This window comes from Arthrobacter echini (genome assembly GCF_004803505.1).
Taxonomy (GTDB): domain Bacteria; phylum Actinomycetota; class Actinomycetes; order Actinomycetales; family Micrococcaceae; genus Arthrobacter_D; species Arthrobacter_D echini.
On the sequence record NZ_SSWH01000011.1, the window covers coordinates 78,753 to 92,025 of the forward strand.

Here is a 13,273-nt window from a genome sequence, read left to right on the forward strand (position 1 = left end):
CCCGCACCACGCGCAGCACCAGCTCGGGCCCGGTCCGCGGCACCCCTCATGGGATGCCGCGGACCGGGCCCGAGCTGTGACATCCTGATGCAATGGTCACGTACAGACAGTCGGAGAAGCTGCACAATGTCCTCTACGACATCCGGGGCCCGCTGCTCGAACACGCCATGGCGATGGAGTCCCAGGGGCACCGGATCCTGAAGCTGAACATCGGCAATCCCGCCCCCTTCGGTTTCGAGGCACCCGAGGCCATCCTCGTGGACATGATCCGCCATCTGCCCAAGGCCCAGGGGTACAGCGATTCCCGTGGTATCTACTCGGCGCGCACCGCCGTCGCGCAGTACTACCAGGGCCGGGGCATCACCTCGATCGACGTGGACGATGTCTATCTCGGCAACGGCGTGAGCGAGCTCATCACGCTCTCCATGCAGGCACTGCTCGACGCCGGGGACGAGATTTTGATACCCACTCCGGACTACCCGCTGTGGACGGCGTCCGTGGCCCTCGCCGGGGGCACCCCGGTGCACTATCTCTGCGACGAGGCCGAGCACTGGTGGCCGGATCTTCAGGACATGGCCGCGAAGATCACCCCGAACACCAAGGGCATCGTCCTGATCAATCCGAACAACCCGACCGGATCCGTCTACCCCCGCCACGTCCTGGAGGGCATCGTGCGGCTGGCGCGCGAGCACGGTCTCATCGTGTTCGCCGACGAGATCTACGAGAAGATCCTCTACGACGACGCCGTCCACATCAACGCGGCCGCCGTCACCGGCGACGACGTCCTGTGCCTGACCTTCAGCGGCCTGTCCAAGGCCTACCGGATCGCCGGGTTCCGCAGCGGCTGGATGGCGATCACCGGCCCCAGGGAGGATGCGGAGAACTACCTCGAGGGCATCAATCTGCTGGCCAACATGCGCCTGTGCGCCAACGTACCGGCGCAGCACGCCATCCAGACGGCTCTGGGCGGGTACCAGAGCATCGAGGACCTGATCCTGCCCGGCGGGCGCCTGCTGCAGCAGCGGAACGCCGCGGCGGACCTGCTGAACGCCATCGACGGCGTGAGTTGCGAGGTGGCACAGGGTGCGCTGTACCTGTTCCCGAGGCTCGATCCCGAGGTCTACCCCATCCGTGACGACGAGAAGTTCGCGCTCGACCTGCTCAAGCAGCAGAAGATCCTGATCTCGCACGGTACCGCCTTCAACTGGGTTGCGCCGGATCACTTCCGCATGGTGACCCTGCCGAGCGTCGAGGTCATCGAGGACGCCGTCGGACGCCTGGCCGACTTCCTCTCCACCTACAAGCCCTGACTCCCTCTGTTCGCCCGTAAGCCCTGTTCATCCCGTCCAAGGAGGACCCATGACAAAATCCGAGAAGACCGCCGACATGCGTCAGCTGCTCATGGCAGGACTGGGCTTCTCCCTGGCCGACATCGACCAGCGGTCCACGCCAGGGTTCGACGGCGGCAAGAAGAAGGGCAAGGCGGCACTGGCCGCGGGAGCCGACAGGCTCTCGTCCCTTCAGGAGAAACTCTTCGCCGAGAGCCGAGCGGGAGGTGAGAAAGCCGTCCTGCTCGTGCTGCAGGGCATGGACACCTCGGGCAAGGGCGGGATCGTAAGGCACGTGGTGGGCTCCGTGGAGCCGCAGGGCGTTTCCCACCACGCGTTCAAGGCGCCCACGGCCCAGGAGCAGAAGCACAACTTCCTCTGGCGCATCCGACGCGAGCTGCCCGGTCCCGGGATGATCGGCGTCTTCGACCGGTCCCACTACGAGGACGTCCTGATCCACCGGGTCCGGGGCCTGTCTCCCGCGGACGAGGTGGAGAAGCGCTACGACCAGATCGTCACGTTCGAGGAGGAGGTGGCGGCCTCGGGGACGAGGGTGCTGAAGGTCATGCTGCACGTCAGCAAGGACGAGCAGAAGGAACGCCTTCTCGAGCGGCTCAACCGCAAGGACAAGTACTGGAAGTACAACCCCGGAGACGTCGATGAGCGCGCATACTGGGACCAGTACCAGGAGGCATACCAGATCGCCATCGAGCGCACCAGTACGCTCGACGCACCCTGGTTCGTTGTTCCGGCGGATCGCAAGTGGTACGCCAGACTGGCGGTGCAGCGACTGCTCACCGCGACCCTGAAGGACATGGACCTGAGCTGGCCGGAGGCCGACTTCGACGTGGAGGCCGAGAAGAAGCGGCTGCACGCGGTCTGATCCCGGCCCGAGGGAACCATGCCCGACGAGTGCTGACCTGTAGGACGACGTGTGGAAGGACCCGGTGAGCGAGGAACGCAGGAGGCAGATCGGCGAGTCCGACGCGCCCGTCGAGGACGAACTCAAGGAGTCATTCGACAAGACCATCACCGAGGGGGCAGAACGACTCCACCGCACCCTGAGGACCATTCTCGTGACGGGCATCTTCGGTGGGTTCGAGATAGGTCTGGGCATCATGGCGTACCTCGCCGTGCTGGACGAGACCGGGAACGAACTGCTGGCCGGCCTGGCGTTCGGGGTGGGGCTCGTGGCCCTGCTCCTCGCGCACAGTGAGCTGTTCACGGAGAACTTCCTCATGCCCGTGGGCGCCGTGATCGCGAAGGAGGGGAGCCTCGCACAGCTGGCGAAGCTGTGGGGCGGCACCCTGGTGGCCAATCTCGCCGGTGGCTGGGTCTTCGTCTGGATCATCATGCAGGCCTTCCCGCAGTGGTCGGCAACCGTGAGCGAGAGCGCACACCACTACGTCGATGCGCCCTTCTCGCTCCAGACGGCGGCACTGGCCGTCCTGGGCGGGAGCACCATCACGCTGATGAGCCGCATGCAGCAGGGCACGGAGGACGACGTCGCCAGGATCGTCGCGACGATGATCGGCGGCTTCCTGCTCGCCGGTCTGCAGCTCTTCCACTCCATCCTGGACTCACTGCTGATCTTCGGAGCCATCCAGTCCGGCGCGGACATCGACTACGGCCAGTGGATCGGGTGGTTCGGCTACACCCTGCTGTTCAACATGCTCGGCGGGCTGGTCCTGGTGACACTGCTGCGGCTCGTGCGGACCAAGGAACTGATCAAGGAGCGCCGCGACGAGGCGCCGGAGGACTCCGAGGCCCTGCACGAGGGATAGGAGCTGAGGACCTACGTGCTCTCGGCCTTGTCCCGTGCCGCCGCAAGTCTGACCTTCGCGCCCTCCAGCCACTCCTCGCAGCGGTCCGCCAGCGCCTCGCCGCGCTCCCAGAGGGCCAGTGACTCCTCGAGGCCAACTCCTCCGGCCTCGAGCCGGGAGACCACGAGGACGAGTTCCTCCCGCGCGTGCTCGTAGGAGAGCCCGCTCACGTCGGTGGGCTGCTGCTGGTCATCGTTCGTCGTCATGCTGCTCTCCGTCGTGCTGGTCTCCGTGGTGCTGGTCTGTCTGCCTCGTCCGGTCAGGTGAATGCTCTGCGTCCGTAGTTGTGCCGGCCGTGGCGTCGAACTGACCACCGGCCACACGGACACGCAGGATCTGCCCCGCAGCCACCTCGCCCGGATCCCTCACTACGTGCCCGTCCGTTCGCTGCACCACGGCGTAGCCGCGATCGAGGGTCTTCTGCGGGGAGAGCGAGCGCACGCGCTGGCGCAGGTGCACGATCGCATCCGATCCACGCTCGACGGCGGCCGTCGTGCTCCGCAGGGCACGGGAGCGCAGTCGCTCGAGATCTGCCTCGCGGACCTCGATCATCCCCTCCGGCCTGGCCAGGGAGGGGCGCGAGCGCAGGATGGCGAGGCTGTCCGTCTCCCGGTGCACCAGAATGCGGATGGCCCGCTCGAGCGCGGCGCGCGCCTGTCCGATTCTCACGAGCTCCTCGGCGACGTCCGGCACCACGCGCTTGGCGGCGTCGGTGGGCGTCGAGGCGCGCAGATCCGCGACCTCGTCGAGCAGCGGCCGGTCGGCTTCGTGGCCGATGGCGCTGACGACCGGCGTTGCGGCCAGCGACACGGCGCGGACCAGGACTTCGTCGCTGAACGGCAGCAGATCCTCGAGGGCACCCCCGCCACGGGCGATGACGATGACATCGACGCGCTCGTCCGCATCCAGTTCCTCGAGGGCGGCACGGACCTGGGCCACGCTGTTGACGCCCTGCACCGCCACCTCGCGCACCTCGAACTCCACGGCCGGCCAGCGCAGGGCCGCGTTGCGCATGACGTCCTTCATCGCATCGGAGTCGCGGCCCGTGATCAGGCCGATCCGATGGGGGAGCAGCGGCAGCGGCTTCTTCCGGCCCGCAGCGAACAGGCCCTCCGCCGTCAGTGCCTGCCGGAGACGTTCGATGCGTGCCAGCAGGTCCCCGATCCCCACGGGCCTGATGTCGGTGGTCTGCATCGACAGGCGTCCGGTCTTGATCCAGAAGTCAGGTCTCAGCCGGGCCACCACCCGTGAGCCGCGTTCCGGGGGCGAGGCCAGGCGGTCCATCACCGAGCCGTAGACCGACAGCGAGAGGGAGACCTCCGAGTCGACGTCCCGCAGCGTGATGTAGGACATGCTCGCGCGGCGATTCAGTTCGATCACCTGCCCCTCCACCCAGGCGGCAGGAGCGCGTTCGATGTGTGCCTTGAGCTTCTCGGAGAGGAGCCGGAGCGGCCACGGTGTCTCCGGTGAGGTCTCGGCGGCTGTCGCGGGGACCGTCGTCGTACCGTCCGCCGGGCCGGGTGGAGCGGCCGGAGGCGTACCCGTTCCCTCGCGTGTCATGGTGTCCTGTCCCGGAGGCTGACCTCCGCTGCGTATTGTCGAACTGACCCTTTATCTGTACCACCCCGGACCCCCGGTGCGGGGCAGGACGGACACCATGTGGGCTGGATCCGGCGCACCGGGGGACTCCGGAACTGTGCCGGGCAGCACCGAAGGGGCATAATCGGGCGCGTAGCCCACCCGATAAGGAACCCATGCGGACCCTCGTCTCTGCTCTGCTGGCACTGCTCGCACTCGTGGCCGCCGCGGGAGGTCTGGCGGCGGCATGGATCGACGAGAATCTCGTGGACGAGTCGGGGTTCGTCGCGCTCGCCGCGCCGCTCGCGGAGGACGCCGAGTTCCAGGCGGCGCTCACGGACTCGCTGGTGGAGGAGGCGACGACGACCACGGGTCTTCCCGAGCGGATCACCTCCTTCGTCGAGCCGTTGATCCGCAACGCCGTGACAGCGCTGACCGACACCGCCGGGTACCCCGCGGCGTGGGACCGGACCCTGCGGGTCTCGCATGCCCTCACCTTCGCCCAGGCACCCGAACCCGGCGAGCCCGCGCCGGCCATCATCACCCTCGATCTCGCGCCCGTCATCGGACTCGTGACCGACCGCCTCGGCGACGGCCTCGGCGTGGAGGTCCCGGTTCCCGAGGACACGACCATCGAGGTGGGATCCCTCGAGCGTGGTGGCATGCTGAGCTGGGCGTCCGACGCCGTCATCGCATGGCCGGTCTACCTCACGATCGCCGGGGTACTGGCGGTGCTCGCCGTCGTCGTCGCCCGACGGCGTGGTACCACACTGGCGCTCCTCGGCCTCGGTGTCGCGGGGATCGGTGTTCTGGGCGTGCTGGCCGGCCGCCTGCTTCCCGAGCGGCTGGGCGGAGCGCCGGGCATGAGCGCCGTGGCCGACGTGTTCGTCCAGGGCGTGGCCGCTCGCGCCGGGACGGACATCGCCGGGTCCAGCGTGGCCGTACTCGTCGCCGGGCTCATGGCGATGGCCGTCGGTATCGCGGTGCGGCTGACCTTCGGGCGGCGGCGCAGGAGGTTCCGCTGACGCTCGGCGCGGGGACCGGGCCCCTGAAGCTCCGTCAAGGGCCGGCACTCGAAGGCCGGTTCCGGGCTCGGCTGTGAGCGGAGGAACGCCGGGATCCAGGGGTCGGACGACGCCGACCGGGTAGGATCGGGCTCATGACCAGTACCACCGTTCAGGTCCCCATGCCCACCATGCCGCGCCGCCGCCGCACTCCCGAGGACGTGCTGTCAGCCGCGCCGGTCACCGGGAACAAGCGGGTCCTGCTCGCGGCGCCGCGCGGGTACTGCGCCGGCGTCGACCGCGCGGTGATCGCCGTCGAGAAGGCCCTGGAGCACTACGGGCCACCGGTCTACGTCCGCAAGCAGATCGTGCACAATCTGCACGTGGTTTCCACGCTCGAGGCCCAGGGCGCCGTCTTCGTCGACGAGACCGACGAGGTGCCCGAGGGCGCACTCGTGGTCTTCTCCGCCCACGGTGTCTCGCCCGCCGTCGTCCAGTCGGCCGAGGACCGCGGCCTGCGCACCATCGACGCCACCTGCCCCCTCGTGACCAAGGTGCACAGGGAGGCGCAGCGTTTCGCGCGCGACGACTTCGACATCCTCCTGATCGGCCACGAGGGCCACGAGGAGGTCGAGGGGACCGCGGGCGAGGCGCCTGAGCACATCCAGATCGTCAACGGCCCCGAGGACGTGGACAAGGTCCAGGTCCGCGACCCGGAGCGGCTCATCTGGCTCTCGCAGACCACACTCAGTGTGGACGAGACCATGCTGACGGTGAATCTGCTGAAGGAACGCTTTCCCACGCTGCAGGATCCGCCGAGCGACGACATCTGCTATGCGACGTCGAACCGCCAGGCCGCGATCAAGAAGATCGCGCCCGAATCGGATCTGGTGATCGTGGTGGGGTCGGCGAACTCCTCGAACTCCGTGCGCCTCGTCGAGGTGGCGCTGGAGTACGGGGCGAAGAACGCGCACCGCGTCGACTTCGCCAACGAGGTGGACGAGTCCTGGTTCGAGGGCGTCGCCACCATCGGGATCTCCTCGGGCGCCTCCGTACCGGAGAATCTGGTGCAGGACGTGCTGCGGCTCCTCGCCGAGTACGGGTACGGGGACGTCGAGGAAGTGGTGACGGCGCAGGAGGACATCATCTTCTCCCTGCCCAAGGAGATCCGCGCCGCGCTGAAGGCCATGGGGGATCCCTCGCAGGGCCGCGGTGGTCGCGGACAGCTGCAGGACCGCGGTTCGCTGAACTGACGGCTGCCAGGTCGACCGCGCTGAACTAACCCGCGGTGCCGTCGAGCAGCTCGTGCGCGGTGAGCGAGCGCGGCGTCGCGTCGACCGAGCCCGCCGGCTCCGCAGCGACGCCCGGAGCCCCGGCCTGCTGGGCGCGGGCCGTGCCGATCGCGCTGACGTCGGCGCCCGCGGTCCCCGGCAGCGCTCCGTCGGCCGCCGCGTCGACGACGTCGAGCGATGCGGAGTCGAACGCCCCGATGCGTCGCGCTGTCGGCAGCACCCTCGATTCCAGGGCCCCGACGAAGGAGTTGTAGCGCTCCACCGAGGTCTTCAGCGATGAGCCGAGTTTGGTCACGTGCCCGCCCATGGTGCCCAGGCGCTCGTACAGCTGCTTGGAGAGGTCGAAGAGTTCGCGCGCGTTGTCGGTCAGCACGGCCTGCCGCCAGCTGAACGCAGCCCCCTTGAGGATGCCCAGCAGCGAGACCGGCGAGGCCAGTGCCACGCTGCGGGAGAAGGCGTAGTCGAGCAACTCCGGATCGGCACGCAGCGCTTCCGAGAGGATGGACTCGACCGGGATGAAGCAGATGACCAGTTCGGGGGAGTTGGTGGCGCCCTCCCAGTACTTCTTCTTGGCCAGGGCGTCGACGTGTGCGCGCAGGGCCTTGCCGTGCTGCTTCAGCAGCTCCGTGCGCTGCGTCTCCAGGCCCTGATCGGAGGTGGCCCCGTTCGGAGCGTCCGCACCGTCACCCGTCCGTGTCAGTTCCTGCGCTGCGAGGAACGCGCTGAGCGGGACCTTCGCGTCGATGACGAGCTGCTTGTCGCCCGGGAGCTGGACCACCATGTCGGGCCGGGCGCGATCGCCGTCATCCGTCGCGGCGAAGGACACCTGCTCCAGGAAGTCGACGCGGGAGAGCATGCCGGCGGCTTCCACCACGCGCCGCAGCTGCACCTCTCCCCATTGGCCGCGTGCGCTGTTGCTGCGCAGGGCGCCGGCGAGGGCGTGCGTGGTGGAGAGCAGCCGCGCGTCGGACAGCCGGGCCTCGTCGAGCTGCTGGGCCAGCTGACCGTACTGCTCCACGCGGTCGCGTTCGAGCAGGCCCACCTGCCGCTGCACCTGCGTGAGCTTCTCGGCCACCGGCGCGAGGGCGCGCAGCACGTCGTTCTCGGTCGAGGTCTTGCCGGTCAGCTCGCGATTGTGCTGCTGCAGCAGATCGCGCTGTGCCGAGGCCGCCGCCAGCTCCGTCGTCGCCCGCCCCAGGCGCGCCGTGGCGTCGTCGAGCTCGGACCGCAGGTCGGTGCTGCGCATGCCGAGGGAGCGCCATATCAGTGTGGCCCCGAGAGCGCAGCCGAGGATGAAGGCGAGGATGACGAGGAGGACGGCCGTGGTGCTCATGCCCACACTGTCGCAGGAACCTCCGACAATCGGCGGCAGCGACACTTCCCGGCCTCGCCTGATCGCTTTCGGGTGCCCGGTAGACTTGTCTCCCGTGGCTCTTACTATCGGCATCGTCGGACTGCCCAACGTCGGCAAATCAACTCTTTTCAATGCGCTGACGCGCAACAACGTGCTGGCGGCGAATTATCCGTTCGCCACGATCGAGCCGAACGTCGGCGTGGTCAATCTGCCGGATCCCCGACTCGCGCAGCTCGCCGAGGTCTTCGGGTCCAAGCAGATCCTGCCGGCCACCGTGTCCTTCGTGGATATCGCGGGCATCGTGAAGGGTGCGTCCGAGGGGGAGGGGCTCGGCAACCAGTTCCTCGCGAACATCCGTGAAGCCGAGGCGATCGCCCAGGTGATCCGTGTGTTCGACGATCCCGACGTGATCCACGTGGACGGCAAGGTGAATCCGCGCTCCGACATGGAGACCATCAACACGGAGCTGATCCTCGCCGATCTGCAGACGCTGGAGAAGGCCATCCCGCGCGTGGAGAAGGAAGTGAAGATCAAGAAGCGCGACGCCGCGCAGCTGGCTGCGATGCAGGCAGCCCAGTCGGTGCTGGAGCGCGGCGACACGATCTTCTCTTCGGTGGCGAGTGACAAGCTGGAGATGGAGCACCTGCGCGAGCTCAGTCTGCTGACCGCCAAGCCCTTCATTTACGTGTTCAACGTGGACGACGCCGTGCTCAGTAATCCGGAGCGCCAGGAGGAGCTGCGCGCGCTCGTGGCACCGGCCGATGCCATCTTCCTCGACGCCAAACTCGAAGCGGATCTCGTGGAGCTCGACGAGGACGAGGCCCGGGAGATGCTCGAGATGAGCGGCCAGGAGCAGTCGGGTCTCGACCAGTTGGCCCATGTGGGCTTCCACACCCTCGGTCTGCAGACCTACCTCACGGCCGGTCCGAAGGAGAGCCGGGCGTGGACGGTGAAGAAGGGTGCGACGGCGCCCGAGGCCGCCGGCGTCATCCACTCCGACTTCCAGCGGGGTTTCATCAAGGCCGAGGTGGTGTCCTTCGAGGACCTGATCGACGCCGGCTCCATGAGCGAGGCGAAGAGCCGAGGGAAGGTCCGCATCGAGGGCAAGGAGTACGTCATGTCCGACGGCGACGTGGTGGAGTTCCGATTTAACGTCTAGATGAGTGAGTCCTAATGGTCGTAGGCGATGAGAGAGCGTTTGTTGGGGGCTTTGATAGACCCGTTGTGCCAGATTCCAGCGGCGAGGGCGAGTAGTCGGGCTGCGACGCGGGAGTAGATGCCAGCTGGCGTGCGCCCTCCGTGGTCTTCGAGGGTGAGTTGGCCTTTCATGGTGTCGAATACGGACTCGACCCATTGCCGGATGCTGCCGAGTGTGCCGAACCTGGGTTTCTCGTCTTTGCGGTCCGGGCGGATCAGGTGCGCTTCGAGCTCGGTGGTGATGAACGTTTCGAAGTCGTGTCCGGCGAAGCCCTTGTCACCGATGATGACCTGCTCCACACGCCACTGGCCACGGCTGCCCACCTGAATCGCTACGAGACTGCCCGACCGCACGAGCGTATAGGTCTGCAACTGACTGATCGCCAGCTCCTAGGCCACATCGGTTAGCGTGAGGAAACGAGGTTCAGACGTCATGAACCGACCGTAGTGGCGGCACGGAAGCATCATGGAACATAGGCTCGATCTCCACTGCTGTAATGACATACTGAAACCACAGACCTGCCCCTCATCCTAGGAGCTAAGTTGAGCGACCCGCTTCCCCCCGCCCTACTCGAACCAATCCAGTTCTTGGCGGACCTACCTGAGGACCAGGTAGAGGCGATGGATGACGCACTCCGAAACAACGGTTTTCTAGCTACGCGCCGAGCCATAACCGGAGCCGTTCAATCGGCGGTGACAGACGATTATAAGGACGTGGCAAGCGAGCTTGCTGGCATGCTGATGGCATTTGCTAGGCTAGGTTACGACGATGGTACGGACCCGTCTATAAAGACCTTTTCTCGAATGTCTACTGCTAGTAATCTAAAATTGACTGATGCCGCACGTGCTAACTTGCGAGATAGGCTAGTTAGATTTATTACCATTCCGAACTTGATCCTTGCCGCCCGCGCAGCATATGTGGAACGAGATCACGAACGGCTCTTGACTGAGTCGAACATACGAACTGACATCAGGCCCCAGTTATCCAAGAACGGAATAGCGCAAGTGGTTGTTCCTTGGCATAGCCTTCGTTTCCAATATGCGGTGCAAAATCAGGAAAAGGAAGAAAGTCAAACAATAGTGCTTGACCATCAGGACTTGGTTATACTCAGAGAGCAGATTGATGAAGCGTTAAATGCTCAACGTAAAATTCAAGAACAAATGCAATCTGCATCTATTGAGGTATGGGATCCGTATACCCCCCAAAATTTTGAAGGAAGTGCTGAAAAATGAGTCTTGCATTCGACGAAGAGATTAGTCGAGACAGTAGTTCGCGTGACTCTTTTGATCGCCGCATTTATGACCTACGCGCTCATCACGACTTTGAGGCCGTTACTGAACGGGCCGTTGAGAGAGCCGTGCGTGCGTCAGCGTCAGGAAGCGCAGAGGCACGGGCTCAAATGTCTTTTGAGGCTGTTGGGCAAGCGACCAAGCAGTACAGCCTGAAATTTGTAGATTCGGGACCTGAATCTATTTTCAGCCCGAAGGCCTTGTTCCGCGAAGAAGTTCCGATGATGCTTCATGATGGCTCTAATTATCGCACAGGGTTAAGCATTAGCGATACTCATATTGATCAGCCGGTAGAAAGTATTGGTCCTGCCCATAGTCGTATGTGGTTTTTCCTGGTTCTACTCGCCCTAGTCATAGGCCTGGTTGCCGGAGCTTCTTTTTTTGGGCAAATCGGAGTTAGCGCTTCGGTAGCTCTGTATTGCTTGTTTGCCACCGTTGGTCTGAGCGTGACATTGTATATGCTCAGTTCGAGAAGTTCTTAGTAGGTGGCGCTATTTGGTGACGGAATAGGACAATTTTTACGAATCCTTCCTGACCTGATCAAGACCTCACTAACCATTGAGACCAAAACAGATCCCGGACGGGTAAATCTTGTTTTATGCCTAACACCAATGATTTTGATAGCAGTACTCGACGCAGCACTAGACGGTGTTAACACGCTACTCAATGCAGCGCTTTTGTTCTTCGACAAAATTCCCTACTCCGCCGATGAGCCGGGCTTCGACTGGGGTCTTCCTATAGCGTTCCTGATATTTACTGTTATCTGCATGTTTTTTACCACCTTCAGTTTTCTCAAGATCGCCCAACTCAAAGGCAAAGGTGAAGGCGAAGGTAGTGGCTAATCGGTGGTGAAGGCTCGGAAAATACAAACAACACGCACATCTTCGTCTACTACTAATAGTATTTGTCTTTTCTTGTTCTATTCGGCGGTCCTGCGAGTGACAATCTCTGTAGGGCCTGTCTAAGGAACGGTGTTTCTGGCGTTTTCATTTAGTAGGTCCCCGCGGCCGGCCAGCGGTCGGTGAAGGGAAAGAGCCAATGCGTTCAGCGCGGGCTTCCAGCGCATCGTCCATCGGGCTCGTCCCGCGCCTGTCGGGTCGAGGGATCTGGCGACAAGATACAGGCATTTCAGCGCGGCCTGCTCTGTTGGGAAGTACCCGCGCGCCCGAACGGCTCAGCGGTATCGGGTGTTCAACGAGTCGATGGCATTCGTGGAGCACATCACTTTCCGAATCTCGGCGTCGTAGTCCAGGAACGGAATGAACTCCTCCCACGCGCGTCCTCACGAACCGTAAAGAGCCCCGTATCTCGTACCCCGCAGTTCGGTGAACTCGTCGAGCGCTATCCTCAAGGGGCTCATCCGACTTGAAGGTGTAGCCGCGCTCTGAATCCGCCTGATTCGAGGAGGCTTCGGGCGATGTAGTTGGTGAGGTTCCGGAAGCCGAGGGCTGAGCCGCGCAGGTGCTCGAGTCGGCCGTTGATCGCCTCCGTAGGACCATTGGAAGTACTGGGCCGGTCGAAAAAGGCCAGCACGTCAGCTGCTCGTTGTTTCAGGGTCCGGCCCAGCCTGCGGATCTCGACCAGGGCGGCCGGGACGCCGCTAGTGACCGCATCAATGAGGGCCTGCATGAGCTGCTTCCCTCGAGTCTTGTTCGGTTCGCGGCAGGCGGCGACGATCCGCTGATAGATCCCCCGGGTGGCTTCTACTTCGACGTGTTCCTCGGCGGCGAAAACACCATTCAGGCGGATCTGCTGCTTCTCGGTGAGCAGGTCCGCGCCGGTGTGCAGGGTGCGCCGGGCGGAGTAGAGCGGATCACCTTTGCGGCCCCGATGCCCGCACGTGGCTTGCTGGATGCGGCGCCGGCACCCGTCCAACGCGTCTCCGGCGAGCCGGACGACGTGGAACGGATCCATCACTGCCACCGCTGACGGTAGTTCCTCAGCGGCTGCGGTTTTGAACCCGGTGAACCCATCCATCGCGACGACCTCGATGTCGTCCCGCCAGGCCTGGGGCCGGTCGGCGAGCCAGGACTTGAACACAGCCTTGGAGCGTCCTTCGACCATATCGAGCAGCCGTGACGGACCCGTTCCCTCGCGAATCGGGGTCAGATCGATGATCACGGTCACGTACTTATCTCCCCGCCGGGTATGCCGCCAGTAGGGTCGGCTCGGGGCGCGGCGGTGGCATTGCTGCCGCTCCGTTTCCCCGAGCCGCCCACCGAACCCGCCGTGCGATTCTCACCGCAACGGGCTCTCCATGGATCGGCTGTTGCCTGTCATGCGGGGACGGTCGATGGTGTCCACGGGGTCGGGATCCGGTATCCGCGGTAGCGGTATCGGGTGACCGTGACGGTGGCTGCGCCACGGAATCGTTGCCCGTCATAGGCGAGTCGCCAGGTGCCGGGCA

At 64.7% G+C, this 13,273-nt stretch carries 12 protein-coding genes and 3 pseudogenes; 9 read left to right on the forward strand and 6 right to left on the reverse strand.

The window, feature by feature from the left end:
* The first annotated feature begins 92 nt into the window (after nt 1-92).
* From E8P82_RS12305 to E8P82_RS12315, 3 genes are all read left to right on the forward strand, one after another.
* Entirely contained in the window at nt 93-1,310 is a 1,218-nt protein-coding gene (locus E8P82_RS12305; protein WP_136455254.1) for a pyridoxal phosphate-dependent aminotransferase, read from the forward strand.
* A 49-nt stretch (nt 1,311-1,359) separates the two neighbouring features.
* Complete coding sequence (locus E8P82_RS12310) at nt 1,360-2,211, forward strand: PPK2 family polyphosphate kinase (protein WP_136455256.1); 852 nt, start codon at nt 1,360-1,362, stop codon at nt 2,209-2,211.
* Between the two features lie 64 nt (nt 2,212-2,275).
* Nucleotides 2,276-3,112 carry a formate/nitrite transporter family protein gene (locus E8P82_RS12315; RefSeq protein WP_136455257.1) on the forward strand — a complete coding sequence of 279 codons (837 nt, stop codon included), beginning with the start codon at nt 2,276-2,278 and terminating at the stop codon, nt 3,110-3,112.
* A gap of 11 nt (nt 3,113-3,123) precedes the next feature.
* Here the strand turns inward: E8P82_RS12315 and E8P82_RS12320 are convergent, their stop codons facing one another.
* Both E8P82_RS12320 and xseA read right to left on the reverse strand, forming a co-directional pair.
* Complete coding sequence (locus tag E8P82_RS12320; protein WP_136455259.1) at nt 3,124-3,357, reverse strand: exodeoxyribonuclease VII small subunit; 234 nt, start codon at nt 3,355-3,357, stop codon at nt 3,124-3,126.
* Nucleotides 3,341-4,711 carry an exodeoxyribonuclease VII large subunit gene (xseA, locus tag E8P82_RS12325; RefSeq protein WP_136455260.1) on the reverse strand — a complete coding sequence of 457 codons (1,371 nt, stop codon included), beginning with the start codon at nt 4,709-4,711 and terminating at the stop codon, nt 3,341-3,343. Before xseA ends, E8P82_RS12320 begins: the two co-directional genes overlap by 17 nt.
* A gap of 194 nt (nt 4,712-4,905) precedes the next feature.
* On the opposite strand from xseA, the gene E8P82_RS12330 reads away from it, so the two are divergent.
* Nucleotides 4,906-5,754 carry a hypothetical protein gene (locus tag E8P82_RS12330; RefSeq protein ID WP_136455262.1) on the forward strand — a complete coding sequence of 283 codons (849 nt, stop codon included), beginning with the start codon at nt 4,906-4,908 and terminating at the stop codon, nt 5,752-5,754.
* 134 nt (nt 5,755-5,888) lie between these two features.
* Nucleotides 5,889-6,986 carry a 4-hydroxy-3-methylbut-2-enyl diphosphate reductase gene (locus E8P82_RS12335; RefSeq protein ID WP_136455264.1) on the forward strand — a complete coding sequence of 366 codons (1,098 nt, stop codon included), beginning with the start codon at nt 5,889-5,891 and terminating at the stop codon, nt 6,984-6,986.
* Between the two features lie 25 nt (nt 6,987-7,011).
* On the opposite strand, the gene E8P82_RS12340 is transcribed toward E8P82_RS12335, so the two are convergent.
* On the reverse strand, nt 7,012-8,358 hold the full coding sequence (locus E8P82_RS12340; RefSeq protein WP_136455265.1) for a DNA recombination protein RmuC: 1,347 nt from the start codon (nt 8,356-8,358) through the stop codon (nt 7,012-7,014).
* 94 nt (nt 8,359-8,452) lie between these two features.
* Between E8P82_RS12340 and ychF the strand changes: the two genes are divergently transcribed.
* Nucleotides 8,453-9,538, forward strand: a complete 1,086-nt coding sequence (gene ychF, locus E8P82_RS12345; protein WP_136455267.1) for a redox-regulated ATPase YchF — start codon at nt 8,453-8,455, stop codon at nt 9,536-9,538.
* A gap of 11 nt (nt 9,539-9,549) precedes the next feature.
* Here ychF and E8P82_RS12350 read toward each other — a convergent pair.
* A pseudogene (locus tag E8P82_RS12350) lies at nt 9,550-9,870 on the reverse strand (IS982 family transposase); the annotation flags it as partial.
* 327 nt (nt 9,871-10,197) lie between these two features.
* On the opposite strand from E8P82_RS12350, the gene E8P82_RS12360 reads away from it, so the two are divergent.
* The 3 genes from E8P82_RS12360 to E8P82_RS12370 are packed head-to-tail and all read left to right on the forward strand — an operon-like array spanning nt 10,198 to nt 11,708.
* A complete protein-coding gene (locus tag E8P82_RS12360) occupies nt 10,198-10,809 on the forward strand; it encodes a hypothetical protein (RefSeq protein ID WP_136455269.1) in 612 nt (203 codons plus the stop codon).
* Nucleotides 10,806-11,348, forward strand: coding sequence for a hypothetical protein (locus E8P82_RS12365; protein WP_136455271.1), 543 nt, complete (start codon nt 10,806-10,808; stop codon nt 11,346-11,348). Before E8P82_RS12360 ends, E8P82_RS12365 begins: the two co-directional genes overlap by 4 nt.
* Before the next feature lie 3 nt (nt 11,349-11,351).
* On the forward strand, nt 11,352-11,708 hold the full coding sequence (locus tag E8P82_RS12370) for a hypothetical protein (RefSeq protein WP_136455272.1): 357 nt from the start codon (nt 11,352-11,354) through the stop codon (nt 11,706-11,708).
* 148 nt (nt 11,709-11,856) lie between these two features.
* Here E8P82_RS12370 and E8P82_RS12375 read toward each other — a convergent pair.
* Nucleotides 11,857-12,142, reverse strand: a pseudogene (locus tag E8P82_RS12375) (transposase); the annotation flags it as partial.
* Nucleotides 12,143-12,222: 80 nt separating this feature from the next.
* Nucleotides 12,223-13,023 (reverse strand): annotated as a pseudogene (locus E8P82_RS12380) (ISL3 family transposase); the annotation flags it as partial.
* Between the last annotated feature and the right edge of the window lie 250 nt (nt 13,024-13,273).

Excerpts from the sequence above, each read along its gene's own strand:
- E8P82_RS12305 (WP_136455254.1), top strand. The coding sequence starts at position 93 with ATGGTCACGTACAGACAGTCGGAGAAGCTGCACAATGTCCTCTACGAC.
- E8P82_RS12310 (WP_136455256.1), top strand. The coding sequence starts at position 1,360 with ATGACAAAATCCGAGAAGACCGCCGACATGCGTCAGCTGCTCATGGCA.
- E8P82_RS12320 (WP_136455259.1), bottom strand. The coding sequence starts at position 3,357 with ATGACGACGAACGATGACCAGCAGCAGCCCACCGACGTGAGCGGGCTC.
- xseA (WP_136455260.1), bottom strand. The coding sequence starts at position 4,711 with ATGACACGCGAGGGAACGGGTACGCCTCCGGCCGCTCCACCCGGCCCG.
- E8P82_RS12330 (WP_136455262.1), top strand. The coding sequence starts at position 4,906 with ATGCGGACCCTCGTCTCTGCTCTGCTGGCACTGCTCGCACTCGTGGCC.
- E8P82_RS12335 (WP_136455264.1), top strand. The coding sequence starts at position 5,889 with ATGACCAGTACCACCGTTCAGGTCCCCATGCCCACCATGCCGCGCCGC.
- E8P82_RS12340 (WP_136455265.1), bottom strand. The coding sequence starts at position 8,358 with ATGAGCACCACGGCCGTCCTCCTCGTCATCCTCGCCTTCATCCTCGGC.
- E8P82_RS12360 (WP_136455269.1), top strand. The coding sequence starts at position 10,198 with ATGGATGACGCACTCCGAAACAACGGTTTTCTAGCTACGCGCCGAGCC.
- E8P82_RS12365 (WP_136455271.1), top strand. The coding sequence starts at position 10,806 with ATGAGTCTTGCATTCGACGAAGAGATTAGTCGAGACAGTAGTTCGCGT.